General features: G+C 71.8%; 19 protein-coding genes, 1 pseudogene and 1 riboswitch. Of the genes and pseudogenes, 11 read left to right on the forward strand and 9 right to left on the reverse strand.

The window, feature by feature from the left end:
* Positions 1-121: 121 nt before the first annotated feature.
* Complete coding sequence (locus tag ACFV2J_RS19165; RefSeq protein WP_385084090.1) at positions 122-736, reverse strand: hypothetical protein; 615 nt, start codon at positions 734-736, stop codon at positions 122-124.
* Between the two features lie 310 nt (positions 737-1,046).
* Between ACFV2J_RS19165 and recQ the strand changes: the two genes are divergently transcribed.
* Positions 1,047-3,029, forward strand: a complete 1,983-nt coding sequence (recQ, locus tag ACFV2J_RS19170; RefSeq protein ID WP_385084100.1) for a DNA helicase RecQ — start codon at positions 1,047-1,049, stop codon at positions 3,027-3,029.
* Positions 3,030-3,139: 110 nt separating this feature from the next.
* Here recQ and fahA read toward each other — a convergent pair whose 3' ends face one another.
* A complete protein-coding gene (gene fahA / locus ACFV2J_RS19175) occupies positions 3,140-4,345 on the reverse strand; it encodes a fumarylacetoacetase (RefSeq protein ID WP_385084092.1) in 1,206 nt (401 codons plus the stop codon).
* A gap of 246 nt (positions 4,346-4,591) precedes the next feature.
* Between fahA and ACFV2J_RS19180 the strand changes: the two genes are divergently transcribed.
* From ACFV2J_RS19180 to ACFV2J_RS19190, 3 genes are all read left to right on the forward strand, one after another.
* Positions 4,592-5,842 (forward strand): ATP-grasp domain-containing protein, encoded by a 1,251-nt coding sequence (locus tag ACFV2J_RS19180; protein ID WP_385084102.1) that lies wholly within the window; start codon positions 4,592-4,594, stop codon positions 5,840-5,842.
* A 28-nt stretch (positions 5,843-5,870) separates the two neighbouring features.
* Positions 5,871-7,073 (forward strand): NAD(P)-binding domain-containing protein, encoded by a 1,203-nt coding sequence (locus tag ACFV2J_RS19185; protein ID WP_385084094.1) that lies wholly within the window; start codon positions 5,871-5,873, stop codon positions 7,071-7,073.
* A gap of 299 nt (positions 7,074-7,372) precedes the next feature.
* A complete protein-coding gene (locus ACFV2J_RS19190; protein WP_385084096.1) occupies positions 7,373-8,191 on the forward strand; it encodes an HAD family hydrolase in 819 nt (272 codons plus the stop codon).
* Positions 8,192-8,329: 138 nt separating this feature from the next.
* Here the strand turns inward: ACFV2J_RS19190 and ACFV2J_RS19195 are convergent, their stop codons facing one another.
* On the reverse strand, positions 8,330-9,070 hold the full coding sequence (locus ACFV2J_RS19195) for a transglycosylase SLT domain-containing protein (RefSeq protein ID WP_385439666.1): 741 nt from the start codon (positions 9,068-9,070) through the stop codon (positions 8,330-8,332).
* Between the two features lie 4 nt (positions 9,071-9,074).
* Positions 9,075-9,231, reverse strand: a riboswitch (cyclic di-AMP (ydaO/yuaA leader).
* A gap of 639 nt (positions 9,232-9,870) precedes the next feature.
* A pseudogene (locus ACFV2J_RS19200) lies at positions 9,871-12,006 on the reverse strand (CocE/NonD family hydrolase); the annotation flags it as partial.
* Positions 12,007-12,329: 323 nt separating this feature from the next.
* Between ACFV2J_RS19200 and ACFV2J_RS19205 the strand changes: the two are divergent.
* The 5 genes from ACFV2J_RS19205 to ACFV2J_RS19225 all read left to right on the forward strand — a co-directional run bounded on the left by ACFV2J_RS19205 (position 12,330) and on the right by ACFV2J_RS19225 (position 18,125).
* Positions 12,330-13,340 carry a polyprenyl synthetase family protein gene (locus ACFV2J_RS19205; protein ID WP_385090562.1) on the forward strand — a complete coding sequence of 337 codons (1,011 nt, stop codon included), beginning with the start codon at positions 12,330-12,332 and terminating at the stop codon, positions 13,338-13,340.
* A 320-nt stretch (positions 13,341-13,660) separates the two neighbouring features.
* On the forward strand, positions 13,661-14,653 hold the full coding sequence (locus ACFV2J_RS19210; RefSeq protein ID WP_385090565.1) for a CHRD domain-containing protein: 993 nt from the start codon (positions 13,661-13,663) through the stop codon (positions 14,651-14,653).
* Between the two features lie 234 nt (positions 14,654-14,887).
* Positions 14,888-16,153: an outer membrane lipoprotein carrier protein LolA gene (locus tag ACFV2J_RS19215; RefSeq protein ID WP_385090568.1), complete on the forward strand. Its 1,266-nt coding sequence runs from the start codon at positions 14,888-14,890 to the stop codon at positions 16,151-16,153.
* Positions 16,154-16,183: 30 nt separating this feature from the next.
* Positions 16,184-17,155: an ABC transporter ATP-binding protein gene (locus ACFV2J_RS19220; RefSeq protein ID WP_385439670.1), complete on the forward strand. Its 972-nt coding sequence runs from the start codon at positions 16,184-16,186 to the stop codon at positions 17,153-17,155.
* The gene (locus tag ACFV2J_RS19225; RefSeq protein WP_385090574.1) at positions 17,142-18,125 is read left to right on the forward strand and encodes an ABC transporter permease; all 984 of its coding nucleotides are present in this window, start codon (positions 17,142-17,144) and stop codon (positions 18,123-18,125) included. Before ACFV2J_RS19220 ends, ACFV2J_RS19225 begins: the two co-directional genes overlap by 14 nt.
* A gap of 17 nt (positions 18,126-18,142) precedes the next feature.
* On the opposite strand, the gene ACFV2J_RS19230 is transcribed toward ACFV2J_RS19225, so the two are convergent.
* Complete coding sequence (locus ACFV2J_RS19230; RefSeq protein ID WP_385090576.1) at positions 18,143-18,667, reverse strand: DUF6668 family protein; 525 nt, start codon at positions 18,665-18,667, stop codon at positions 18,143-18,145.
* Positions 18,668-19,048: 381 nt separating this feature from the next.
* Here ACFV2J_RS19230 and ACFV2J_RS19235 point away from each other — a divergent pair, with 381 nt between their 5' ends.
* The gene (locus ACFV2J_RS19235; RefSeq protein WP_385439673.1) at positions 19,049-20,947 is read left to right on the forward strand and encodes a tetratricopeptide repeat protein; all 1,899 of its coding nucleotides are present in this window, start codon (positions 19,049-19,051) and stop codon (positions 20,945-20,947) included.
* A 48-nt stretch (positions 20,948-20,995) separates the two neighbouring features.
* Here the strand turns inward: ACFV2J_RS19235 and ACFV2J_RS19240 are convergent, their stop codons facing one another.
* The 4 genes from ACFV2J_RS19240 to ACFV2J_RS19255 all read right to left on the reverse strand — a co-directional run bounded on the left by ACFV2J_RS19240 (position 20,996) and on the right by ACFV2J_RS19255 (position 24,805).
* Positions 20,996-21,958 (reverse strand): M28 family metallopeptidase, encoded by a 963-nt coding sequence (locus ACFV2J_RS19240; RefSeq protein ID WP_385091876.1) that lies wholly within the window; start codon positions 21,956-21,958, stop codon positions 20,996-20,998.
* A gap of 124 nt (positions 21,959-22,082) precedes the next feature.
* Complete coding sequence (locus tag ACFV2J_RS19245) at positions 22,083-22,544, reverse strand: VOC family protein (RefSeq protein WP_385091867.1); 462 nt, start codon at positions 22,542-22,544, stop codon at positions 22,083-22,085.
* Between the two features lie 202 nt (positions 22,545-22,746).
* Positions 22,747-23,835 carry an EamA family transporter RarD gene (gene rarD / locus ACFV2J_RS19250; protein ID WP_385091864.1) on the reverse strand — a complete coding sequence of 363 codons (1,089 nt, stop codon included), beginning with the start codon at positions 23,833-23,835 and terminating at the stop codon, positions 22,747-22,749.
* A gap of 115 nt (positions 23,836-23,950) precedes the next feature.
* Positions 23,951-24,805, reverse strand: a complete 855-nt coding sequence (locus ACFV2J_RS19255) for an SDR family oxidoreductase (protein ID WP_385091861.1) — start codon at positions 24,803-24,805, stop codon at positions 23,951-23,953.
* 88 nt (positions 24,806-24,893) lie between these two features.
* Here ACFV2J_RS19255 and ACFV2J_RS19260 point away from each other — a divergent pair, with 88 nt between their 5' ends.
* Entirely contained in the window at positions 24,894-25,325 is a 432-nt protein-coding gene (locus ACFV2J_RS19260) for a winged helix-turn-helix transcriptional regulator (protein WP_385439678.1), read from the forward strand.

Genomic DNA, 25,325 nt, shown 5'->3' on the forward strand with positions numbered 1-25,325 from the left:
GGGCTGGGGGGGGGGCCGCGAGTGTTGTTTTTACCCCCGGGGGGGGGCGTCCCCGCCCCCGCCCCCCCCCCCCCCCCCCGCGGGCCCCCCCCCCCCCCGGGGCGGGGCCCCCGAGCCGTTCTCAGTGGCCCGTGTGGGCCATGTCCATGTGGGCCGACGGCGTGGAGTGCGCCGAGACGGCCGGACACGTCACACGGGGGTTCCACCGGTTGAACAGACCGTCGGGGTTGTGCTTCCAGAGCCAGACGTGCAGGTCGTAGTGGACCGGCATGCCGGGGTAGTGACCCGGCATTGGGCCTTCGAACTTCTGGCCGAAGAGTGTGGGCCGGTCGCCGGTGGTCTTCAGGTTCTGGTCCTTGTCCACCACGATCCACTCCACCCCCGCCAGCCTCCGCCGTCCGTCCGGACCGTCCTCGAACAGCAGGGCTCCGGGCTTCGCCGGGTCGAGCGAGCCGTAGCGGGACTCGTTGAAGTAGTGGTGGCCCATGGCGCCGTGGCCGGCGGGGTCCGCCGAGCACGGGTAGGGGACGTAGCCGTCGGCGAGGGCGGTGGACTCGTCGAGATACTTCGTGCTGGCCGCGTACGCCGTGTCCAGGTCCCGTACGGACACCGGGTCCACGGGATCCGCGGGGGCCGGGGAGCCGCCCGCGGCCGGGGCGGGCACGGCGGCCAGCGCGAGCGAGGCGGCGACGGCGGACACCAGGGCGAAGGCGGTCCTGAGCGGACGCTGGGGCATGCGATGACTCCTAGAGGCGCGAGAGCGGCGTACGGGACGGTGCCGGTCCGTCTCCGAGCCCGCGAACAGGATCGTCTCGGCCCCTCCGCCGGCTCGAGCAGCATGTCCCGCGGTCGTGAGGGGTCGCCATACGAGAGGGGCCAACGGGTGGAACGCGGGTGTGGCACGCCGCGCGCCGGAGTGAGCCGGGGGCGGACAACGGTGCGCAGAGAAGCCGGCCGGTCGCAGCCTGTGGATAACTCGGAGGCTGTCGGCGCGGCCCCCTATCGTGGACGCAGTGGTCGAGGCGCGACGCACGGGGGACAGGACGATGGGCGGGACGGGTGTGATGACCGAAGCGGACGCGACGGAGAATCTGGGGGAGGGCGAGGCACTGGCCACGCTCCACCGGGTCTTCGGGTACGACGCCTTCCGCGGCGAGCAGGAAGCGATCATCGAGCACGTGGTGGCGGGCGGTGACGCCGTCGTCCTGATGCCGACGGGTGGCGGAAAGTCACTCTGCTACCAGATTCCGTCCCTGGTCAGACCGGGTACGGGCGTGGTGGTCTCGCCCCTCATCGCCCTGATGCAGGACCAGGTGGACGCACTGCGCGCACTGGGCGTGCGCGCCGGGTTCATGAACTCCACGCAGGACTTCGACGAGCGCCGCGTGGTCGAGGCCGAGCTTCTGGCGGGCGAGCTGGACCTGCTCTACCTCGCTCCGGAGCGGCTGCGGCTGGACAGCACGCTGGACCTGCTGTCGCGGGCGAAGATCTCCGTCTTCGCGATCGACGAGGCGCACTGCGTGGCCCAGTGGGGTCACGACTTCCGCCCCGACTACCTGGCCCTCTCGCTGCTCGGTGAGCGCTGGCCGGACGTCCCGCGCATCGCGCTGACGGCCACGGCCACCCACGCGACGCACAAGGAGATCACCCAGCGTCTGGTCATGCCGCACGCGCGTCACTTCGAGGCGAGCTTCGACCGGCCCAACATCCAGTACCGGATCGTCCCGAAGGCCGACCCCAAGAAGCAGCTGCTGGCGTTCCTGCGCGAGGAACACGCTGGTGACGCGGGCATCGTGTACTGCCTCTCGCGCAACTCGGTCGAGAAGACAGCCGAGTTCCTCTCCCGCAACGGCGTCGAGGCGGTGCCTTACCACGCGGGCCTGGACGCGGGCACCCGCGCCGCGCACCAGTCGCGCTTCCTGCGCGAAGAGGGCCTGGTGGTCGTCGCCACCATCGCCTTCGGCATGGGGATCGACAAGCCCGACGTGCGCTTCGTCGCCCACCTCGACCTGCCCAAGTCGGTGGAGGGCTACTACCAGGAGACGGGCCGCGCGGGCCGTGACGGACAGCCGTCCACGGCATGGATGGCGTACGGCCTGCAGGACGTCGTGCAGCAGCGCAAGCTGATCCAGGGCTCCGAGGGCGACGAGGCGTTCCGCCGGCGGGCGGCGGCCCACCTGGACTCGATGCTGGCGCTGTGCGAGACGGCCCAGTGCCGGCGTTCCCAGCTGCTGGCCTACTTCGGCCAGGACCCGCACACCCCGGCGTGCGGCAACTGCGACACGTGCCTGACACCGCCCGAGACCTGGGACGGCACGGTCGCCGCGCAGAAGCTGCTGTCGACGGTGGTGCGGTTGCAGCGGGAGCGCGGGCAGAAGTTCGGCGCGCTCCAGATCGTCGACATCCTGCTGGGGCGCCGGACCGCCAAGGTGATCCAGTTCGACCACGACCAGCTGTCGGTGTTCGGCATCGGTGAGGAGCTGTCGGAGTCCGAATGGCGGGGTGTCGTACGGCAGTTGCTCGCGCAGGGCCTGCTCGCGGTCGAGGGCGAGTACGGCACGCTGGTGCTGACCGACGAGAGCGGGACCGTGCTGCGGCGCGAGCGTGACGTGCCGTTGCGCAAGGAGCAGCCGAAGCCCGCCGTCTCCCGTTCCTCGTCCTCGTCGTCGCGGGGCGAACGCAAGGCCAAGGCCGTCGCGGAGCTGCCCCAGGAACTCGTCCCCGCCTTCGAGGCACTGCGCGCCTGGCGCGCCGAGCAGGCCAAGGAACAGGGCGTCCCGGCGTACGTCATCTTCCACGACGCCACGCTCCGGGAGATCGCGACGGTGTGGCCCACCTCCGTGGCGGACCTCGGGGGTATCAGCGGGGTGGGCGAGAAGAAGCTCGCGACGTACGGGGAGGGTGTGGTCGGGGTGCTCGCCGCCCTGGGCGGCGCCCCCGGAGGGGCGCCGGCACCCGCGGCCGGCGAGGCGCCCGACCCGGACTGGCCGGAGATGGACGCGGAGCCGGAGCCGGAGGACTGGATGTAGCGCCGCGCCCGAAGCCCCGGGGCCCCGGCCTCGGAGGCGCGGGACAGGGGCTCGTCGGGCCAGTTCTCCCGCCGCGCCGGGCCAGGCGCGCCGGGCCGGGCGCGGCGTGACTAGCGGATGCGGCCCGTGACCTCGCCGAGGGCGACGCGGGTGCCGTTCGGGCCGGGAGCCCAGGCGGTCATCGTCACCTCGTCGCCGTCCTCGAGGAAGGTCCGCTTGCCGGTGGGGAGTTCGAGGGGCTCGCGGCCGTTCCAGGTGAGTTCGAGGAGGGAGCCGCGTTCCTGCGGTGTGGGTCCGCTGACCGTCCCCGAGCCGTACAGGTCGCCGGTGCGCAGGGAGGCCCCGTTGACCGTCATCTGGGCCAGTTGCTGGGCGGCCGTCCAGTACATGGTGGAGAAGGGCGGCTCCGAGACGACATGGCCGTTGACGGCGACGGAGATACGGAGGTCGTAGCCGCCGGGGTCCTCCGAGGAGTCGTTCAGGTAGGGGAGAAGGGGGTGCGTGCGGGCCGGGGGCGCGACGCGGGCGTCGTCCAGGGCGTCGAGCGGGGTGACCCACGCCGACACCGAGGTGGCGAAGGACTTGCCGAGGAAGGGACCGAGCGGCACGTACTCCCAGGCCTGGATGTCGCGCGCCGACCAGTCGTTGAGCAGGCAGAGGCCGAAGACGTGGTCGCGGAAGTCCGCGAGGGGCACCGGAGTGCCGAGGGGCGAGGGGGCGCCGACCACGAACCCGACCTCCGCCTCGATGTCGAGCCGGACGGACGGACCGAAGACGGGCTCCGCGTCCGTGGGGGCCTTGCGCTGGCCCGACGGACGCACCACCTCCGTACCCGACACCACCACCGTGCCCGCGCGGCCGTGGTAGCCGATCGGCAGGTGCTTCCAGTTGGGCGTGAGGGAGTCCGCGGCGTCGGGGCGGAAGATCTGTCCGACGTTACGGGCGTGGTTCTCGGAGGCGTAGAAGTCGACGTAGTCGGCGACCTCGAACGGGAGGTGCAGGGTCACCTCGGAGAGGGGGTACAGACGGGGCTCCACGGTCTCCCGGTGGGCCGGGACCGTCACCCAGGCGGTCAGCGCGCGACGCACGTCGGACCAGGCCGTACGGCCCGCCGCGAGCAGCGGGTTCAGGGTCGGCCGCGCGAGCAGTTCGGCGTACGGGGAGCCGAGCGCCCGGGCCGTCGCGCCCGCGTCGAGGACGTGGTCGCCGAGCCGGACACCGACGCTCCGTTCGGACGAGCCGGGCCGGGAGAAGACACCGTAGGGGAGGTTGTGCGGGCCGAAGGGATCGCCCTCGGGGACATCGAAGGGGGGCATCGGGTGGTGCCTCGCTTTCGTGGTCGTACGCGCCGTGATCCATGTGTTCCACGCGTTCCGTGTGGTCGCGGCACACGTTACGGGGGAGTGACCGCGCTGGGGCAGTGCCTAAAGAGTTCGCAATGTCCGAATAGCCCTTGTCGGACGGTGCAATTCCGGCTTAGCGTCCCTTGTGGACATGGACGGGGTGGGTCCGGTCCGTAGGGGGGACACGTGGGGGGACCCGTGACCAGGGGTGCCAGTGGTGTGCCGGTGGACGCCGACCGGGACGTTCCGGGGCTGATAGTGAAATTCGGTGACTATCCGCTGCATCACGGCGGAGTGGGCGCCATCCGGAGCCTGGGGCGGCTGGGCATACCGATGTACGCGATCACCGAGGACCGTTACACGCCTGCCGCCGCCTCACGCTATCTGCGCCGTGCCTTCGTCTGGCCGACGACGGGGACGGAGCAGCCGGAGCGCCTGGTCGGGGGGCTGCTGCGGATCGGCCGTCGCATAGGGCGGCCGACGGTGCTCGTCCCGACGGACGAGGAGGCCGCCGTCCTGATAGCGGAACACCAGGAGGAGCTCGCGGAGCGCTTCCTCTTCCCCCGGGTGGACGCCGAACTGCCCCGCCGCCTCGCCAGCAAGCAGGGCCTGCACGAACTGTGCGTGGAGCACGGCATTCCCAGTCCGGCGGCCGTCTTTCCCCAGTCGTACGAGGAGATCGAGCGGTTCGCCGCCTCGGCCCGCTTCCCTCTCGTGGCCAAGAACCGGGAGGCGTTCGTACGCCGCAGCCGGCCCGCGGTCAACGGGACGACGAGGATCGCCACCCGGGAGGGACTGCTGGCACTCGCCCGGGACTGGGGCGGGAACCCGGGGGTGATCCTCCAGGAGTACCTGCCCAGGGAGGAGGCGGAGGACTGGATCGTGCACGCGTACTTCGACGCGGACTCGACGCCGCTCGCGATGTTCACGGGCGTGAAGGTCCGCTCCTGGCCGCCGCACGCGGGCATGACGGCGAACGCGTACGTCGTCGACAATCCGGAACTCGCTGACCTCGCCGCACGTTTCATCAAACAGATCGGCTTCAGCGGCGTCATCGACCTCGACCTGCGCTTCGACCGCCGCGACGGCCAGTACAAGCTTCTCGACTTCAACCCCCGCATGGGCGCGCAGTTCCGGCTCTTCGAGAACGAGTCGGGGATCGACGTCGTCCGGGCCATGCACCTCGACCTGACCGGGCGCACCGTTCCCGAAGGGGAACAGCGGGCCGGTCACCGGTACATCGTGGAGAACATCGACCTGCCGGCCCTGCTCGCCTACCGGCGCAGCGGCTACACCACCCCGCACGCGCCGACGCGCGCGAGCGGTACGGAGCTGGCCTGGCTCGCGGGTGACGACCTGCGGCCGTTCTTCACGATGCTCGCCCGCTTCGTGCGGCCGGGCGCGAGACATCTGTACCAGCTGTGGCGGGCCAACCGCCGTGGCAGCGGTACCAGTACGACCACGAAGTGACGCAAGAACGTCCTGGGGAGGGGACTTCGTGATTCATCCGGTAGCAGTCATCGGTGCGGGCCCGTTCGGTCTGTCCACCGCCGCCCATCTGCGGGCGCGCGGCATCCCGGTGCGTGTCTTCGGCCGGCCCATGGTGAGCTGGCGCGACCACATGCCCGAGGGGATGATCCTCAAATCGACCCCGGCCGCCTCCAGCATCGACGCCCCGCAGCCGGGCCACACACTCCGCGACTACTGCGACGCGGCCGGGATACCGCGGCTCGTCACGGACGAGGACATCATCCCGGTCGAGACGTTCATCGCGTACGGGGAGTGGTTCCAGCAGCGGCTCGTGCCCGAGCTGGAGCAGGTACGGGTCGTCTCCGTCGACCGGCGGGGCGCCGAGGGCTTCGAGCTGAAGCTGGACTCGGGGGAGTCGTTCACGGCACGGGCGGTCGTCGTGGCCACCGGACTGTACGGCCTCGCCCATCTGCCCACCGAGCTCGGTGAGGCGGCGGCGGACGGACCGGCGCCCACCGGCCCCGTCTCGCACAGCTCCCAGCACCACGACCTCACCCGCTTCTCCGGGAAGGAACTGATCGTCGTCGGCGCGGGACAGTCCGCCCTGGAGACGGCCACTCTCGCGGCGGAGGCGGGCGCGCGGGTGCGCGTGGTGTCCCGGGGCCGGGGCAGGGTCGCCTTCGGCGCGCCGCCCTGGGGACAGCCGCGGCTGCGCCCGGAGTCGCCCTTCGGGCGTGCCTGGTCGCTGTGGGCGCTCAGCTACTACCCGCACCCCTACCGCTATCTGCCCGCCGGCACCCGGCACCATCTCGTCCGGCGGGTGCTCGGCCCGCTCGGCGCGTGGTGGCTCCGGGACCGCTTCGAGGGCAAGGTCGAGGTCAGCGAGATCGCCCGGATCGAGCGTGCCTCGGTCTCCGGGAGCGGCCCGGTGCTCTCCGTGCGGACTCTGGGGGGTTCGGCCGAGGAACTGGCCGCCGACCACGTCATCGCCGCGACGGGTTACCGCGTCGACCTCGCCGCGATGGACTTCCTGGGACACGCGCTGCGGACGGAGCTGGCGGTGAGCCGCGGGACCCCGAAGCTCGGAGCCGGATACCGGTCCTCGGTGCCCGGGCTGTACTTCACGGGCTTGCCTGCGGCGGCCTCGTACGGGCCCGTCATGCGGTTCGTGTGCGGGACGGAGTTCGCCTCGCCACGACTGGTCAAGCACCTGGCGGCGGCTCACGGTTGAGATGACGCACGACGGTCGCGGGTGCGGGTGCGGGTGCGGCGGCGGGGCGGTGGCGGGGGGCCGCGGCCCCGCCACCACGCGGAAGTGACCGTCCGTGCCCGGTCCGCAACAGCCCGCTCCGCGGCGGGTGTTGGAGCCGCTGCCGCGACGCTTCCGGGCGTCCGGCGCGACGGATCGGAGTGGGTGTGACGTCTTCCCGCGCGCGCCGCCCGTGCGGTGAACGGTGTTGCTGACGGGATACCGGACGTCGTCCGGTTCACGCCGGGCCGACGAGTCGTCCGATCCGTATTCTTCGGATCATGGCCGCTCCGACTGCATATTCACTCATCGCCACTGACCTGGACGGAACGCTGCTGCGCGGCGACGACACACTCTCCGACCGGACCCGGGTCGCGTTGGCGGGGGCGGTGGAGGCGGGTGCCCGGCACCTGGTCGTGACGGGGCGCCCGGCGCCGCGAGTGCGCCCGCTCCTCGCTGAACTCGGCGGCACGGGACTGGCGGTGTGCGGGCAGGGGGCGCAGCTCTACGACGCGGGCGAGGACCGTCTGCTGTGGTCGGTGACCCTGGACAGGGAACTCGCGGAGACGGCGCTCGGCAAGATCGAGGCGGAGGTCGGGCTGCTCCACGCGGCGGTGGACCAGGACGGCGTGGACGGACTGACACTCATCGAGCCCGGCTACGTGATGCCGCACCCGACGCTTCCCGCCGTACGGGTCGGGTGCCGCGACGACCTCTGGACGGAGCCGATCAGCAAGGTGCTGCTGCGCCACCCGCTGCTGTCCGACGACGAGTTGGCCGCGGCGGCCAGGGGAGTGGTGGGTTCTCTGGCCACCGTCACCATGTCGGGGCCCGGTACGGTCGAACTCCAGCCATGCGGGGTGACCAAGGCGACCGGGCTGGCTCTCGCCGCCGCCCACCTCGGGCTGGCCTGCGAAGCCACCCTCGCCTTCGGTGACATGCCCAACGACATCCCCATGTTCGACTGGGCCGCCCACGGGGTCGCCATGGCCAACGCTCATCCGGAGCTCAAGGCGGTGGCCGACGAGGTGACCCTGTCGAACGAGGACGACGGGATCGCGGTGGTACTGGAGCGGCTGTTCCCGCTCTCCGCTCCGTAGCCCGGTACTTCCGTAGCCCCGGTTCTTCCGGGGCCCGGGTTCTCGCTGACGCGGGTTCCCCGGGGCCCTGGTTCCCCGCCGGCCTTGCTTCCCGGGGCGCCGGAGGTCCGGTCCGGCGCCCCGGTCTCGTGGCGCCCGTCAGTAGGCGCCGTTGACGTTGTCGATCGAGCCGTACTTCGCCGCGGCGTAGTTGCAGGCGGCGGTGATGTTCGCGACCGGGTCGTAGGAGTCCATGGACGTTCCGGGCACGTGGTACGCCTTGAACGTCGGGTCGATGACCTGGAGCAGGCCCTTGGAGGGGATGCCGGCCGCGGCGTTGGAGTCCCAGTTGTTGATGGCCTTGGGGTTTCCGGAGGACTCGCGCATGACATTGCGGTAGATGCCGTTGTACGTGCCCGGGATGCCGTTCTTGGCCATGATGTCCAGCGACTGCTTGATCCAGCCGTCGAGGTCGTTCGTGTACGTCTTCGCGGCGGCGGTGGTCGCGGTGGCGGCCTTGGTCTTGACCTTCGTGGTCTTGGCGACGGCCTCCGTGACCTTTGCCGTCTTTGTGGCGTTCTGGACGGTTTTCGTCCCGACCGTGAGGGTGAGGCCCGGGCGGAGTGCCGACGGGTTGGAACCTATGACCGCGCTGTTGGCCTCGTACAGCTTCTTCCAGCCGCCGCTGGAGGGGTACTTCTGCGCGATCTTGACCAGGGTGTCGCCCGTGACCACCTTGTAGGTGACGAGCTGGACGTCGGAGGCGCCCGTGGCGGCCTGTGCGCAGGTCGCGCCGAGGAGCGGGAGGGCGAGTACCGCCGCGCCCGTGCCTGCGGCGAGGATGCCGCGGACGAGGGTGCTGCGGGTCTTCGGGTGGCAGTGTCTACCTGCTGCGGCCATGACGAGTTCCTCTCCGGCGCCTGCGAGGTGAGCTGTCGGGTTCGGGCGGGAGCTGCCCGGCCGCACGGTGAGTGCGACTTAACCCCTAGCCGTTCCGGACTCCGGATCGGCGACTTACCTGGGTCCCCCGCTCCTGCCGTGCGTGTGGTCGGGTGTGGTTTCCGGTCGGTGGCAGGATTTGGCGGTCCGTCCGGAGTGACGTGAAGGTATGCGAGAGCACATGTCCGGAACAAGCCTTGATGTCTCGGTGTAGATCCTTTTCATCAGGACATAAGGGCAGATGAATTGCCCGATTAATCCGGAATTCTTCGCTCAACTTGGCTTATGCAAACGGGTAGTCATCGGCAGGGATCATCGGGCGGATGACCTTCGCGCGTGACTCAACTCACTCGGCGGGCCAGGAATAAACCGGCAATGGCGGCAAGTCGGGCATATAAGGCGCATATAAAAGGCCGCTGAGTGCCCGCCGGGAGCCGGGCGAGCCTCCCGTGCGGACGGGTCCACGTCGGGGCCGCCTTGGGGGAGCCGGCCCTCGTGGAGCCCGAAGTGGAGCCCACGGGAGCGGTGTTCGGAACGCGCGTGACACCTCGTGCCGGGATGGCGGGCGAACTCCCCTTACGCGCAGATCCTGTTGCTTCTGCCGCCACCTCCTCCCGGGTCACGCCGAGGCGTGCGACCGCCGCCGGGTCGCCCGGGAAGCGGGCGGGCGGCCCTCGTCCGGGGTCGTCAGGAATTCACCCGGAGCCGGTCTCTTCCGCGGCCGGCTCCGCGGGATCGCCGAGGACGTCTGCGGGGCTCCGGCCCACCGTGCGCGGGACCCTCCGCTCCCATGTCCGGTGGAAGACCACCTCGTCGCCGTCCTTGCAGACCAGCTCACTGGAGGTGATGAAGTCGTGGGCGTCGCAGGTGACTTCGGAGCGGACCTCGACCCGTGCGTCCCAGGCCGGTACCGGGCGGTGCAGCCGGACCGACCAGGAGGAGTGGGCGCGGGCGCTGAGGGGGTCGGCCTCCCGGACGGAGTACGTCTCCAGCGCGTCCTCCGTGTGTTCGAGGCCGTCCGGATGGACCAGGGTGCCGCAGGGGCGGGGGACGACTTCGAGGTGCCACTCACTCTTCGCCACGTCGTGAACGACCCGGCGTTCCGGGCGGGGTTCGTCGAGAGTGACCGCGGAGGACACCCCGAGCGGTACGGAGTGCTCCGGCTCCGCGAAGGTGATCGTGAGGCCGGACTCCCTTGTCCGTACCGGGAGTTCGAGGGAGCTGGCCGACGGGTCCAGGGTGAATCCGGCCTCCGAACCCGGTTCGGGCCAGATCCAGGGCCAGTACGCGGAGGAGAGGGAGAGGCGGACACGATGGCCGGGCGGGACGGCATAGCCGATGGCGGCCAGGTCGAAACGTACGTCCTCCGTAGTGCCCGGTTCCCAGGAGATCGCCTGATCGCGACCGTAGCGCGCTGACAGGTTCAGGGCACCCCGGGTGACCAGGGTCGAGGCGCCGTCGGGGGCCACGTCGCACACCCGGGCGATCACCTGGCCCCGGGCCGCGTGGGAGGTCAGACGCAGGCGCACGCTCGGGCTGCCCAGAATCCAGGTCTCTCCCGGTACCTCGAACTCGAAGCAGGCGGATCTCGCGTCCTCCTCCCGCTGGTCCGGCGGCAGGTCCGCGACGCCCCCGGCGGGGCGGAGGCGACCCGCGTCCACGCCGGTGTGCTGGGGGGAGCGCACGAGCACCGGCGCACCCCGGAGCGCGTACACGACGGGGGTGACCAGGGGGGAGGGCCAGGCCGTGTCGCCCACCCAGCGGCCGGGCAGGGAGGCGTAGGCCGTCGCCGGCGGGTGCGCGTCCATGACGTAGGAGCGCAGCAGGGGCTCCGCCATCACCGAGCCGTGCGGGCCGACCGCCGTCCTCATGTCCGGGCCGACCGCCGTCCTCGCGTCCGGGCCGGTCGGCGTTCCCGCGTGCGGGTCGGGTGACGTGCCCGCGTGCGGGTCGGCCGGCGGCCTCGCGTCCGGGTCGGCCGGCGCCGGCGGGCGCGCGCCGTGCGGTCCGAGCCAGTGGTCCCACCAGCGCAGCGTCTCCTGGAGGAAGCCGATCGCCGGGCCAGGTGATCGGTCCTGGTTCGGGTACTGGTGCGACCAGGGGCCGATCAGACCCCGTACGCGGCCCGGCGGGAGGCTCTGGACGAGACGCAGCACCGAGTCGCGGTACGGGTCGTGCCAACCGCCCACCGCGAGGACGGCCGCCTGGATCGCGGAGTGGTCCTCGTGGACGCCGCCGTCACTCCCGTACACGTCATGGCCCGGATGCGACAGCCACGTACGGATGAACGGGTCCACCGTCTCCAGGCGCTTCACCCACAGGTCGCGCCACATCGCCCGGCCGACGTGCGCGGGGTCCGGCGGGCGGGCGACGTGGGCGAGTGCCGCGGCCGCGCGGGCGTGCGCGCCGGTGGCGAGAACGGCACCTCCCGCGTGGTGGACGCCGGAGCGGTCGTCGGCCGAGCAGACCGTGACGACCGCCTTGAGAGGTTCGGGACCGAGGGCCGCGATCCTGAGACAGGTGACGCCTCCCCGGGAGATGCCGAACATGCCGACCCGGCCGGTGCACCAGGGCTGGGCGGCCAGCCAGTGGATCACCTCCACCCCGTCGGCGGGCTCGGTGGCCGCCGCGTCCGCGGGCACCCCCTCCGAGTTGCCGTGGCCGCGGACGTCCACCCGGACGGAGGCGTAGCCGTGGCCCGCGTACCAGGGGTGGCGCTGCGCGTCGCGCGGCGCGGTCGAGTCGCTGAGGCGGTCCGGGAGGTATTCGAGCAGGACGGGGACGGGTTCCTCGGTCAGCGGGCGCCACATGCGTGCGTACAGCCGGGTGCCGTCCGCCAGAGGGATCCAGAGGTCCTCGTGGGTCGTCTCGTAGGGGAAGGCCGTACGGATGTGCATGCTCGTCTCGGTGTCCTCAGCAGTCCTTCGTGCTCGCGCGTGATTCGGTTTATCTGCTGCCATATCAGCCGATCACGAACATACCGTTCGCGATCGGCCGCCGCCCGGTCGTGGGACCGCCTGCCTCCCGGGAGACATCGGACGCCGGGTGAGAGGGAAGTCGGGAGGAAGTCGACAGTGGGGACGGTGGGCGCTCGTGGTGATCGAAACGTGACCGGATACGCTGACTTGAGTGATGGCAGCGACACATCGACAAACCGTGTCATCGACCGAATGATCGACCGAGTTCGCCATGTGATCGTCAGCAGACAGGAGAACCTCTCGTGACCGTCGTCGGGCCGTTCGGGCTGAGCGTGCGGGACCAGGCTCTCGAAGCCGATGTCCAGGCCGGATTGGCGGCTGTCGAGGAGGGCTTGCTCGAAGTCACCAAGAGCGAGGTCCCCTTCATCACGGAAGCCGCGCAGCACCTCCTGCGGGCCGGCGGGAAGCGGTTCCGTCCGCTGCTCGTGATGCTCGCGGCGCAGTTCGGCGACCCCTACGCGCCGGGTGTCGTGCCCTCGGCCGTGGTCGTCGAGCTGACGCATCTCGCCACGCTGTACCACGACGATGTGATGGACGAGGCCGAGGCGCGACGCGGGGTGCCCAGCGCGAACACCCGCTGGGGCAACTCCGTCGCCGTCCTCACCGGTGATTTTCTCTTCGCGCGCGCGTCGCACACCCTGGCGGACCTCGGGCCCGAGGCCGTGCGTGTCCAGGCCGAGGCGTTCGAGCGGCTGGTCACCGGGCAGATCCTGGAGACGGCGGGGCCGCGCGACGGGCGGGACCCGGTCGAGCACTACCTCGATGTGCTGAGCGGCAAGACCGGTTCGCTGGTCGCCGTGGCGTGCCGGTTCGGCGCGATGATGTCGGGGGCGGACGAGACGGTCGTGGACGTGCTGACGCAGTACGGGGAGCGGCTGGGCGTGGCCTTCCAGCTCGCGGACGACGTGCTGGACATCGCGTCGGACTCGCACGAGTCGGGAAAGACGCCCGGGACGGATCTGCGCGAGGGCATCCCCACGCTGCCCGTGCTTCGGTTGCGCGAGCGGGCGGAGCGGCTCGGTCTCGCCGAGGACATCGCGCTGTGCGAGCTGCTGGACTCCGACCTGACGGACGACGACCGGCACGCCGAGGCGCTGGCCCGGCTGCGGGCGCACCCGGCGCTGGAGCAGGCGCGGCGGGACACCGTGCGGTACGCGGAGGAGGCTCGGGCCGCGGTGGCTCCGTTGCCGGAGTGCGACGCGAAGGCCGCGCTGGTGGAGCTCGTGGACGCGGTGGTGCACCGGGCGGGCTGAGGCCTCCCTCCATGCCGGTTGCAGGGCGCCCGTGGCGGCGTCCGCAGCGGCGTACCCAGAGGCGTTGTTCCCGGTGGCGGGCGGACCTCCACCGATGTGGCGTGTGTCACATAGTTGGATTGAGTCCAAGCTCGGAACCGGTCCGTACTGATGCACAGAAGCTGACGCAGGGGGCGTCGGCTGCGGTACGGGGAGAAAACACGATCATGGGATCGAATGCCACGTCCAGTGCATCAAGTGGATCAAGTGGATCAAGTGCATCAAGTGCATCAAGTGCATCGAGTGCATCCAGTACGTCCGCCGCATCCCGTACGAACCTTGTGCTCCGTACGGTTCGTACATTCAGTGCGCATCGCAAGAGTCTGATCCTGACCGGTGTCGCGGTGGCCGCCGCGGCCGGGGTCGCCGCCACCGTCGTCCCGGCGGTCGCCGCCGGCGGAGGGCACCCCGGCGGGACCGTCGGCACGCGGGGCGGAGTCCTCGGAGGCAGCGGCAGCGGCGGCACCGTGCTCGCCACCAGCCTCCGCGGCGCCAACGAGGTGCCCGTGCAGGGCGGCCCCGCGGTCGGGGACAAGGACGCCGCGGCGCTGGAGTTCATCAGGGTCGAGGGGGACAAGGTGTCCGTCGCCGTGACCTGGCGAGGCACCGGCAGGCCGACCATGCTCCACATCCACCAGGGCGCCAAGGGGACCAACGGCGGCGTCAAGGTCGACTTCACCGAGCTGCTCGGGAGGATCAAGGGCCACCACGTCGTCGGCACGGTGAAGGTCCGGGACGCGGCCCTGCTGGAGCGGCTGAAGAGCGACCCGGGTGCCTTCTACGCCAATCTGCACACCACCGAGTTCCCGGGCGGGGCCGTCCGCGGCCAGCTCCACCAGGTCACCGGCTCCTTCGACTTCCGTGACGCCCTCGACAACTTCCAGGCGTCCGTGGTCAAGGGCAGGCAGATCTACGAGTGCAAGCCGGCCGAGGGCGGCGGACACGCCTTCGCCCAGCGGGACGTCGGCGCGCTGCTCGGCGGCGGAATCGAGCACACGTTCGTGAAGCCCAATTCCGGGACGCCTCAGTGGGTCGCGCCCGACCACAGCGCGGTCACCGGGGCGGTGATCTCCAAGACCCCGAACGGCGACGGGAACATCCCCGAGCTGGACCTCAAGGCCACCCGGTCGGGCAGCCACCGGGGCCTGCTGGCCGGCACGCAGGAGATCCTGCGCCTCAACACGGTGGGCGGGGCGGCCCCGGCCGGGTCCTGCTCACCGGGCGCGATCGTCGGCGTCCCCTACCAGGCGGACTACGTGTTCGTGCAGCGCTGACCCACCCCTGGGGAGGCGGTGTCCCCGGCGACCCCTACGGGTCGCGGGCGGTACCGCCTCCCCGTGTCATACCGAAGGAGTACGTGGAGTTGCGTCCGGGGTCTGACGCATCTCTCCGGCCGATTTGGTCATATGGAGAACACCACTCCTCACTGATTCGGGTGAGAATGGCGGCTATAGGGGTGGGGAAGCGCAGGATGGCAGGCCGCCGCCGACGACGGAGGTAAGGCACACATGGCACCGAACGAATCCGACAGGACCGCCGGGGCGGAAAGGCTGCGCGACGAGGCCGACGAGATGCGCGCCGGCCGCCGCAGGGCCGCGCGATACGTCGTCCCGGTCGCGGTGGTGGGAGTGGCGGCGGCGACCATCGGGCTCGTCCCGGCGCTCGCCGACTCGGGAGACCCCAGCCTGCCGAAGATCACCGCGCAGCAGCTCGTCGAGAAGATCGCCAAGTCCGACGTCCAGCAGCTCTCCGGCACGGTCAAGATCAGCACCGACCTCGGGCTGCCCAATCTGGGCGGTCTGGAGAACAGCCTGATGTCCGGCGCCGCCCAGGACTCCGGCGGCTCTTCCGCCGACCCGCAGTCCAAGCTCATGGAGCTGGCCTCCGGCACGCACACGCTGCGCGTCGCGGCCGACGGCCCGGACAAGGGCAAGGTCTCCCTGCTGGAGAGCGCCGCCGAGTACAGCGTCATCCGCAACGGCGACGACGTATGGGCCTACGACAGCAAGTCGAACGAGGTGTACCACTCGAAGGCGCCCGCGTCCGACGAGCGGGGCGGGGCGGCGCCCAAGGACGTCCCGAGCACGCCCAAGGAGCTCGCCGACGAGGCCCTGAAGTCCGTCGACGACACGACCTCCGTGACCGTGGACGGCACGGCGCAGGTCGCGGGCCGGGACGCCTACAAGCTGCTCATCAAGCCCAGGCAGTCCGGCTCCACGGTCGGCGCGATCAGCGTCGCGGTGGACGCGAAGACCGGGGTGCCGCTGAAGTTCACGCTGACGCCGGCGAGCGGCGGCGCGGCCGTCGTGGACGCGGGCTTCACCAAGGTCGACTTCTCCAGGCCGGCCGCCTCGACCTTCGACTTCACCCCGCCCAAGGGCGCGAAGGTCACCGAGGGCGACGACCTGGGCAAGCACGCGGACAAGGGCGCCGACAAGGACGAGGACAGGCACGGCAAGCTCCCGGACGCCTCCCCGAAGCCCGGTGAGAAGCCCGGCAAGGGACTCGACGGCATGAAGACCGTCGGTAAGGGCTGGAGCTCGATCGTCGAGTTCGAGACGGGCGGCCAGGGCGTGCCCTCCGGCTCCGCGTCCGGCAACAGCCCCGTCTCCGGGTTCCTGGACTCGCTCGGCGACCACGTCTCCGGCAAGTTCGGCTCGGGCACGGTCTTCTCGACCCGCCTGATCAACGCGCTGGTCACGGACGACGGCAAGGTGTACGCGGGTGCCGTCACCAAGTCCGCGCTGGTGAAGGCGGCCGACGCCGCCCAGTAGGCGCGTGCGCAGCTCGAATCGAGGGAGCCCATGGAGGAACTGTCCGCCGCGGAACCGGACATGGCGGAGACGGTGATCGCCACCCGTGCGCTCACCAAGCGCTATCGCGGCGGACAGCTCGCCGTGGACGGCCTCGACCTGACCGTCCCGGCGGGCAGTGTCTTCGGCTTCCTCGGGCCGAACGGTTCCGGCAAGACCACCACCATCCGCATGCTGATGGGCCTGATCGAACCGACCTCCGGCACGGCGCGGGTGCTGGGCCGGGCCATGCCCCGCGCCGCCCGCGCCGTGCTCCCGCAGGTGGGCGCCCTCATCGAGGGCCCCGCGCTGTACGGCTTCCTCTCCGGCCGCGACAACCTCCTGCGCTACGACGCCGCCGACCCGACCGCCGACCCGCGCACCCGGCGCGTACGGGTCGCGTCGGCCCTCGACCGGGTCGGGCTCACCGCCGCCGCGGGCAAGAAGGCCAAGGCGTACTCACTCGGCATGAAACAGCGGCTCGGGCTCGCGGCAGCGCTCCTCCAGCCCCGCCGGCTGCTGGTCCTGGACGAGCCGACCAACGGCCTCGACCCGCAGGGCATGCGGGAGATCCGCTCCCTGGTGCGCGAACTGGCCTCGGACGGCACGACCGTCTTCCTCTCCTCGCACCTGCTCGACGAGATCGAGCAGGTGTGCACCCATGCGGCCGTCATGGCGCAGGGGAGACTGATCACGCAGGGCGTCGTGGCCGATCTCGCGGCGGGCGCACGGGGCCGCCTCGTGGTGACCACGCCCGACCCCGGGGACGCGGCGCGCGTCCTGAAGGAACAGGGGGTGGGGGACGTGGTGGTGACCGAGACGGGCGTGACGGCCGAGCCGCCGGACCGGGACCGCGAACTCGCCGAACTGAACGCCGCGCTGGTCACGGCGGGCGTCCGGGTGCGCGGCTTCGCGGTGGAACGGGCCTCGCTGGAGGACGCGTTCCTGGCGCTGACGGGGGAGGGATTCGATGTCGCGGGCTGACGTGCCGGCCGAACAGGGCAAGGCGCCGGCCGCGCGGGACGGGGCGTCGTCCGCGCGGGACAGGCCGACGTCCGCGCAAGGCGGGGCGGGGGCCCCGGAGAACGGGACCCCGGCCGTGCGGACGCGCCGGGCGCTGTGGACGTTCGGGCTCCTGCGCAGCGAACTCGTCACGACCTTCCGGCGCTGGCGGACGATCGCGCTGCTGGGCGTCCTCGCGGCCGTACCGGTCCTCATCGGTGTCGCCGTCCGGATCGAGACGCGGGACGGATCGTCGGCGGGCGGCGGCGGAGAAGGCGGGGGACCGGCGTTCATCGCGCAGGTCACCAACAACGGCCTGTTCCTGGTGTTCACGGCGCTCGCCGCGACGCTGCCCTTCTTCCTGCCGATGGCGATCGGTGTCGTCGCGGGCGACGCCATCGCGGGCGAGGCGAGCTCCGGGACCCTGCGCTATCTCCTCGTCGCCCCCGCGGGCCGGACCCGCCTGCTGCTCACCAAGTACGCGACCACGATGGCGTTCTGCCTGGTCGCGACGGTGGTGGTGGCGGTCTCGGCGCTCGCCGTGGGCGCGCTCCTGTTCCCGCTGGGCGACCTGACGACGATCTCGGGAACGCGGATCGGTCTGGCCGAGGGGCTCGGCAGGGCGTTCCTCATCGCGCTGGTCGTCGCCGCGTCACTGATCGGCGTGGCGGCCCTCGGCCTGTTCGTCTCGACGCTGACCAACAGCGGCATCGCGGCGATGGCGACGACGGTCGGGCTCCTCATCACCATCCAGATCCTCGACCAGATCCCCCAGCTGCACGCCCTCCAGCCGTACTTCTTCTCCCACTACTGGCTGTCCTTCGCCGACCTCATGCGCGACCCGGTGTACTGGGACGACCTCGTCCGCAACCTCGGCCTCCAGGGCCTGTACGCGGTGGTGTTCGGCTCGGCGGCGTGGGCGCGGTTCACGGCGAAGGACATCACCGCGTAGTGGCCGGCGCGGGGGTTTCAGGGGCGCCCCGCGAACGAGGTCAGCCGGGCCAGCGCGGCGCTCTCGCGCGGTGGCTGGGCACCGAGGTCGCCGATCCGCCAGGCCGGTACCCACGGCACCTGGTGGACGTCGATCACCGAGGTCAGCGCCCTGACCCGCTGGGCGAGCGGGCGGGGCAGCCGGCCGGGCGCGTCCGCGACCAGTACGACGGCTTCGAGGTCGAGCCCCGGCGGCGCCTCGCCCCGGCGGAAGATGTCCAGCGTGTACGAGACGGCCTCCAGCCCCGCCGCGTGCGTACGCCCCACGAGGAGGACCGACCACGGCTCGTCGCGCTCGGCGGCCGGCCATTCGCGGCCCGCGTCCTGGCCGCCGAAGACCGTCGCGAGGGTCGAGGTGCCGGCCCCGCCATGGGTGGCGACCCAGGCGAACCGCCTCGCTCCCGCCAGGAGCTGTCCGTGCTCCGCCCGTGGCGGCGCCGCTTCCTCCACCGGCCCGCGGATCCAGATCTCGGGCCCGCCCGGCCCTTGCTGCGCGATTCCCATCGCCAGTCCCCTCCGTCATCGGCGCACCGGTCGTGACGCGCCGGAGTTCACGGCGCCCCGACAGGTTAAACAGCGCGGGACGGGTTCCTGGAACGAGCCTGTGACGCCATGGTGACGCCGGGACCGGACGAGAACCGGGAGACTGGTGGGCAGGCTGGGCCGGCACCACGGCGACGGGCCTCCGGCACACCATCACGCGCCGGCCGTCGGCACCGGTGCCGGACACACCTGGGTACGGCCCGCAGGAGGGAGTCGAGGATGCGTACGAGGTCGTTGCCGCCTCGGTCGTGCCCGGCGCGGGCCCGATCCCGTGGACCGGGTGGTCCGCTGCTCCGTCCGCCCCTGATCACCCTCCCCTGATCACCCCGAGTGAGGGAACCAATGTCTCGACTCAGCCGCGAACAGAAGCGGGAACTCAAGCGGCAGCGCTCGGCGGCCGTCCCGGGAGGACACGCGGGCGAGCCGGCGCCGGTCCTCGACGTCCATGTGCCGAACGCCGCCGCGGGCGCCACCGTGGGGGGCGTACCCCTGGCCGTCACGCCCGGTGAGACCGTCCAGGGCGCCGTCCTGGACCACCTCCACCGGATCGCCCGCGCCACCGGGCGCCCCGTCCTCGCCCGGGTCCACGACGAACGCATCGGTTTCGTCGTCCCGCTCCAGGTGTACGGCGACGGGTCGAGCCGGTACGCGGGCGAGCCGGTGCGGGTGGGAACGCCGCCCCCGCCCCCGCCCGTGCCGTCGGCCCTGCCGGCCCCGGCCTCCCCGCCGCCGTCCCCGGCGCCGGAGACGCGGCGGGAGGACGGCACGCGGGCGCCCCGGCCGGTGCCGGACCGGTCGCCCGAGCCGGCCCCGGACCCGGCATCCGGGACGAGGCCCGAGCGGGACGCGCGGCCGCTCCCTGAGCCGCTCCCCGAGGCGGCTCCGGAACCCGCCTTCAGGTCGCTTCCTGAGGTGGCTCCGGATTCTGCTGCCCGGCTGGCTCCCGAGGCGGATCCGGAACCTGTCGCCCGTCCGGTACCGGAGGCGGAACCCGTCGCCGGGCCGGTACCTGAGGCGGAGCCTGTCGAGCAGCCGGTCCCGGAGACGGCTTCGGGGTCCGTCTCCCGGCCGGTTCCGGAAGCCGTCCTGGAGTCGGACGCAGGGGCGGCCCGGGACCGGGTCACCGAGCCGGACTCGGGGTCGGACTCGGGGTCGGACTCGGGGTCACCCGCGGGCCCGGCTCCGGATCGAGCCACGGGGTCGATGCCGGGGTCGGCCCCCGACCGGGTTCCGGCGCCGGCCCCGGACCGGGTTCCGGAGCGAGCCCCGGACCCGGCCCGCGATCGGGTTCCGGGCGGAACCTCGGAGCCGGCCCACGGTCAGGTCCCGCATCGCGCCCCGGAGTCGGGCTCGGAGCCGGTCGCGGAGCCGGTCGCTCCGGTGTGGCCCGAGCCGGTCTCCGACGCGGTGCCCGAGCCGGAGTCCGTGCCGGGGCCCCTCCCGGAACCCACGATCTGGCCCGAGGCCCCGTCGACGCACCTCCTACGGGTGGTCCAGGCGCCGGTGCCGGACGTCCGGCCCGGCGTCGCGGTCGCCCCGACCGGCGAGTTCGGCCCGGCACCGGAGATGCCGCCCGTCCCCGAGCCGCTGCCGCCCGCGCCTCCCGCCCCCGCGCGGGTCACCCCGCCGACCGGAGTGGTCTTCGCGCGGAATCGGTCGCTGGCCGCGGAGGCCATGACCGTGATGGAGCCCGAGCCGGAGCCGAAGCCCACGCCGGCACGGGGCTTCGACGCCGTCGCCGAGTCGGTGCTGACACCGGTCGTGAAGACGGAGGGCGCGGCGTTCCTCGCGGAACCCGTGACGCGGATCAACGAAGCCGTGAAGGAGGGCAGGATCGAGGAGGCGGCGACGATGGCCGAGCAGGCCGTGGCGGAAGCGGCACGGTCGCTGGGACCCGACCACCCCGAGGTGCTGCGGCTGGGCGAACTCTCCGCCTACATCGCCTACTTGGCAGGGGATGCGCTCAGGTCGTTCCATCTGTCGCTCGACCTCGCCCGGGTCCGGCGTCAGCAGCGGGACCCGGACGCCGCGTACGGCAACGTGCAGAGCGCGGCCACGGCCTGGCGTGCCATCCGTGATCCCGCGCAGGGGATGAACCTCGGACGCGTTCTGATCGAGGTGTGGACCGGGCTCGTGGCCGACGGCGGCCCCGCCGCCGACGACCTCGAACAGCTCGAATCGGCCCGTACCCGCATGGGCCGCCTCGCCGAACGCGCCCGCGCCGGCGGGAGCGCCACCTGAGGGGCGCTGGGGCGCGTCGCGAGGCAGGCGCGGCTTTCGCAACAGGCCCTAGGAGGACAGACCCCACACGGCGTACGCCAGCGCGTCGGCGTTCCGGTTCAGCGCCGTGTCGTTGATGTTGGACGAGGTGTCGCAGGAGGCGTGGTAGCAGCGGTCGAAGGCCTGCCCCGAGGTGCCGCCCCACTTCGCCGCCTGCGCCGCCGTCTTGATGTAGTCGGCGCCGCTGAAGAGGCCGCCGACCGGGATGCCCACGTTCTTGAAGGGCGAGTGGTCCGAGCGGCCGTCGCCCTCGGTCTCCGGCTCCGTCGCGATGCCGAGGCCGGCGAAGTAGTCCTTGAAGGTCTTCTCGATGGTGGGATCGTCGTCGTAGACGAAGTAGCCCGGGTTCGGCGAGCCGATCATGTCGAAGTTCAGATAGTCGCTGATCTTCGCCCGGTTCGCCGAGGACAGGTTGTTCACGTAGTACTTCGAGCCGACCATGCCCAGCTCCTCCGCGCCCCACCAGGCGAACCGCAGATGCCTGGTGGGCTGGTACTGGGCTCTGGAGACGGCGAGCGCGGTCTCCAGGACCGCGGCGGACCCGGAGCCGTTGTCGTTGATGCCGGGGCCCGCCGTCACGCTGTCGAGATGCGAGCCGGCCATGACGACATGGCCGGTGTCGCCGCCGGGCCAGTCGGCGATCAGGTTGTAGCCGGTGCGGCCGGAGGACGTGAACTGCTGGAGGACCGTGGTGAATCCGGCCGCGTCCAGCTTCGCCTTCACATAGTCGACGGAGGCCTTGTAGCCGGTACGGCCGTGCGCGCGGTTGCCGCCGTTGGCGGTGGCGATGGACTGGAGCTGGGCGAGGTGGCTCTTGACGTTGGCCACGGGGATGTCGGGAGCGGCGGCCGCGGCGGTGGGGGACGCGGTGGTGCGGGCGGGCGCCGCGCCGGATATCGCACCGGTCGTGAGGAGCGTGACGGCCGTGATGATCGCGGCCGAGGTGACGCGCCCGGGAACGGAGAGCTTCATGTGGGGGGCTCCGAATTCCATGGGGATTCCAAAGGAATCCCACAGTGAATGGGGTGCCTGATGGTGAAGCTGTGGCTGACGTGGCGTCAAGGGCGCGATCTGGTCAAGGCCGGGGCTCCCTGCGTCACTGCACGCAGAACTCGTTCCCCTCGGGGTCGGCCATCACCACCCACTCGCCGCCCGGTTCCTTGACGTGCCGCAGGAGGCTCGCGCCCAGTTCCCGGAGGCGGGCCACCTCTTCCGCGCGGCGTCCGGGGCCCGCGTGCACGTCGAGGTGCAGCCGGTTCTTCGAGGCCTTGAGTTCCGGTACCCGCTGGAAGAGCAGCCGCCTGCCCTGCCCGATTCCGGTCTCCTCCTCGTACGGGTCGTCCGGGTGCCGTACGGCGATCAGGTCACGCCAGGCGCGGCGGCCGTGCGACTCGACGGTGGCCTCCGGCGGTGCGGCGCCGAGGGTCAGGAGACGTTCGATCAGGGCGCTGTTGTCCTCCAGGCGGTAACCGAGGGCCGCCGCCCAGAAGTCGGCCTGGGCGTGGGGGTCGGCCGCGTCGATGACGAGTTTCCAGTGCAGGGGTGGGGTGTGCGTCATGGAGCCACTCATAGTGGTTCCGCCCACGACGCGGCAACCGCCGCACCGGCCGTCGGCTCTTCAGTGCGGGCGCGCACCTTCAGCCCGTCCGGCGTTTGAGGACGAGGCCTTCGGGCGATGCGGGGGTCCAGGGGGCGCAGCCCCTTGGCGGGGTTCGGGGCGGAGCCCCAAGAGGACGAGGGGCGGGAACACCCCGGCAGGGTTACGGCTTGGCGTCCGCAGGAGTCACGTCGGCCGGGGCGACCCGGGGCCCGACGACACCGTCCCGCCCGCGAAGCGCGAGCGCCCCCCGTCGAGCCGTCCGCAGCGCGTCGAACGTCAGCAGCGACAACGCGAGCCAGACCAGCGCGAACCCGGCCCACCGCTCGGCCGGCATGGCCTCATGGAAGTACAGGATCCCGAGAAGGAACTGGAAGACGGGGGCCAGGTACTGGAGCAGCCCCAGCGTGGACAGCGGTACCCGGATGGCCGCCGCGCCGAAGCAGACCAGCGGCACCGCGGTCACCACTCCCGTCGCGGCGAGCAGCGTCGCGTGCCCCGCCCCGTGCGCGGCGAAGGTCGCGTCCCCCCTCGCGCCGAGCCACAGCAGATAGCCGAGCGCGGGCAGGAACTGGATCGCGGTCTCGGCGGCGAGCGACTCGATGCCGCCGAGGTTGACCTTCTTCTTCACCAGCCCGTACGTGGCGAACGAGAAGGCGAGCGTGAGGGAGATCCACGGCGGACGCCCGTACCCGATGGTGAGGACGAGCACCGCGGCGAAGCCGACACCGACCGCCGCCCACTGCGCCGGGCGCAGCCGTTCCTTGAGGAGCAGGACGCCCATGGCGATGGTGACGAGCGGATTGATGAAGTAACCGAGGGACGCCTCCACCACGTGCCCGCTGTTCACGGACCATATGTAGACGCCCCAGTTGACCGTGATCACGGCCGCCGCGACGGTGATCAGCCCGAGTTTGCGGGGCTGCCGCAGCAGCTCGCCGAGCCAGGCCCAGCGCCGCATCACGATCAGCGCGACACCGACCACGGCGAGGGACCACACCATCCGGTGGGCGAGGATCTCCAGGGCCCCGGCGGGTTTGAGGAGCGGCCAGAAGAGGGGGACGAGGCCCCACATCCCGTACGCCGCGAAGCCGTTCAGCAGCCCGATGCGCTGCTCGCTCCTGGCCGGCCCGGAGCTTGTGGAGCGGGTCGTGCTCCTCGCCTGGTGCTGCACGGCCACCGGCCCTTTCTCTCGCACAGCTGCTCCCGTGCAGCCTCCAAGAAGGTAGCGCCGCACACCCCTGCCTGTCATGTCCGTATCGCCATACGGTCATGACAGGCAGGGGTGGACGGGTGTCGGGCCGGTGTCCGGGCGGGGTCGGCCCCTCCGGGTCACGAGGGGTCGGCCCTCTGCGGGGCCGGGCGGGTCAGTCCTTCAGGGCGGCCGCGATCGACTCGGCGATCGGCGTGGTGGGGCGCCCGGTCAGGCGGGACAGGTCGCCGCCGGTCGCGGCGAGTTCGCCCTTCTCGATGGAGGCGTCGACCCCGGCGATGACCGCGGCGAGGGGCTCGGGCAGGCCGGCCCCGGCCAGGATGCCGGTGAAGGTCTCGACGGAGACGGGGTGGTAGGCGATCTCCCTGCCGGACTGCTTCGCGACCTCGGCGGCGTACTCGGCGAAGCCCCAGGCGGTGTCGCCGCTCAGCTCGTAGGTCTTGTTCTCGTGGCCCTCGCCGGTCAGCACGGCCACGGCGGCGGCCGCGTAGTCGGCGCGGGCGGCGGGGGCGATCCTGCCCTCCCCGGCGGCCTGGGTGACGGCGCCGTACTCGAGGACGGGGGCGAGGTTCTCGGTGTAGTTCTCGTTGTACCAGCCGTTGCGCAGCAGGGCGTAGGTGATGCCGGAGTCGGCGATGGCCCGCTCGGTGTCGCGGTGGTCGTCGGCGAGGGCGGCCGTCAGGCTGCCCGGGGCGCTGGTGTAGGCGAAGAGCGCGACGCCCGCGGCCTTGGCGGCGTCGAGGACGACCCGGTGCTGGTTCACACGGCCCTTGTCGAACTCGTTGCCGGAGATCAGCAGCACCTTGTCGCCGGCGGAGAAGACGGTGTCGAAGGTCTCGGGCGTGTTGTAGTCCGCGACCGCGATCCGCACACCGCGGGCCGCGAAGCCGGCGGCCTTCTCCGGGTCGCGGACGACGGCGGTGATCCGGTCGGCCGGAACCCTCTCCAGCAGTCCTTCGACGACGTGGCGGCCGAGGTGTCCGGTGGCTCCGGTGACGACGATGCTCATGGGTCAGCTCCTTGTGGGGTGGTCTGCCACTAACCCTAGGAGAAGCGCTAACTATGGGAAAGTACCCACTTTGAAGTAAGGTACTGGCATGGCCGTAAGTACCCGAGCAGTCAGCAGGGCCGCCGCCGGTGAGCCGGCGTCCGGCAAGTACGACACCGGCGAGGCGATGTGCCCCTACCGCCTCGTCCTGGAGCACGTCACCAGCCGCTGGGGTGTGCTCGTGCTGATCGAGCTCCTCGACCGTCCCCACCGCTTCAGCGAGCTGCGCCGGGCGATCGGACGGGTCAGCGAGAAGATGCTCACCCAGACCCTCCAGACGCTGGAGCGCGACGGTCTCGTCCACCGCGACGCGAAACCCGTGATCCCGCCGCGCGTCGACTATTCGCTCACCGGACTCGGCCGGGAGGCCGCCGAGCAGGTGCGCGCGCTGGCCGGCTGGACCAAGGACCGGATGGACGACGTCGAGAAGGCCCGCCACACGTACGACGAGGCCCGGGCGGCAGCCGCCCGGGCCTCCTGA

The organism is Streptomyces sp. NPDC059668, assembly GCF_042734135.1.
Taxonomy (GTDB): Bacteria; Actinomycetota; Actinomycetes; order Streptomycetales; family Streptomycetaceae; genus Streptomyces.

Bases quoted from the DNA above. Each gene is read 5' to 3' on its own strand.
- ACFV2J_RS19165 (WP_385084090.1), bottom strand. From the start codon at position 736: ATGCCCCAGCGTCCGCTCAGGACCGCCTTCGCCCTGGTGTCCGCCGTC.
- recQ (WP_385084100.1), top strand. From the start codon at position 1,047: ATGGGCGGGACGGGTGTGATGACCGAAGCGGACGCGACGGAGAATCTG.
- fahA (WP_385084092.1), bottom strand. From the start codon at position 4,345: ATGCCCCCCTTCGATGTCCCCGAGGGCGATCCCTTCGGCCCGCACAAC.
- ACFV2J_RS19190 (WP_385084096.1), top strand. From the start codon at position 7,373: ATGGCCGCTCCGACTGCATATTCACTCATCGCCACTGACCTGGACGGA.
- ACFV2J_RS19195 (WP_385439666.1), bottom strand. From the start codon at position 9,070: ATGGCCGCAGCAGGTAGACACTGCCACCCGAAGACCCGCAGCACCCTC.
- ACFV2J_RS19215 (WP_385090568.1), top strand. From the start codon at position 14,888: ATGGCACCGAACGAATCCGACAGGACCGCCGGGGCGGAAAGGCTGCGC.
- ACFV2J_RS19220 (WP_385439670.1), top strand. From the start codon at position 16,184: ATGGAGGAACTGTCCGCCGCGGAACCGGACATGGCGGAGACGGTGATC.
- ACFV2J_RS19225 (WP_385090574.1), top strand. From the start codon at position 17,142: ATGTCGCGGGCTGACGTGCCGGCCGAACAGGGCAAGGCGCCGGCCGCG.
- ACFV2J_RS19230 (WP_385090576.1), bottom strand. From the start codon at position 18,667: ATGGGAATCGCGCAGCAAGGGCCGGGCGGGCCCGAGATCTGGATCCGC.
- ACFV2J_RS19235 (WP_385439673.1), top strand. From the start codon at position 19,049: ATGTCTCGACTCAGCCGCGAACAGAAGCGGGAACTCAAGCGGCAGCGC.
- ACFV2J_RS19240 (WP_385091876.1), bottom strand. From the start codon at position 21,958: ATGAAGCTCTCCGTTCCCGGGCGCGTCACCTCGGCCGCGATCATCACG.
- ACFV2J_RS19245 (WP_385091867.1), bottom strand. From the start codon at position 22,544: ATGACGCACACCCCACCCCTGCACTGGAAACTCGTCATCGACGCGGCC.
- rarD (WP_385091864.1), bottom strand. From the start codon at position 23,835: ATGACAGGCAGGGGTGTGCGGCGCTACCTTCTTGGAGGCTGCACGGGA.
- ACFV2J_RS19255 (WP_385091861.1), bottom strand. From the start codon at position 24,805: ATGAGCATCGTCGTCACCGGAGCCACCGGACACCTCGGCCGCCACGTC.
- ACFV2J_RS19260 (WP_385439678.1), top strand. From the start codon at position 24,894: ATGGCCGTAAGTACCCGAGCAGTCAGCAGGGCCGCCGCCGGTGAGCCG.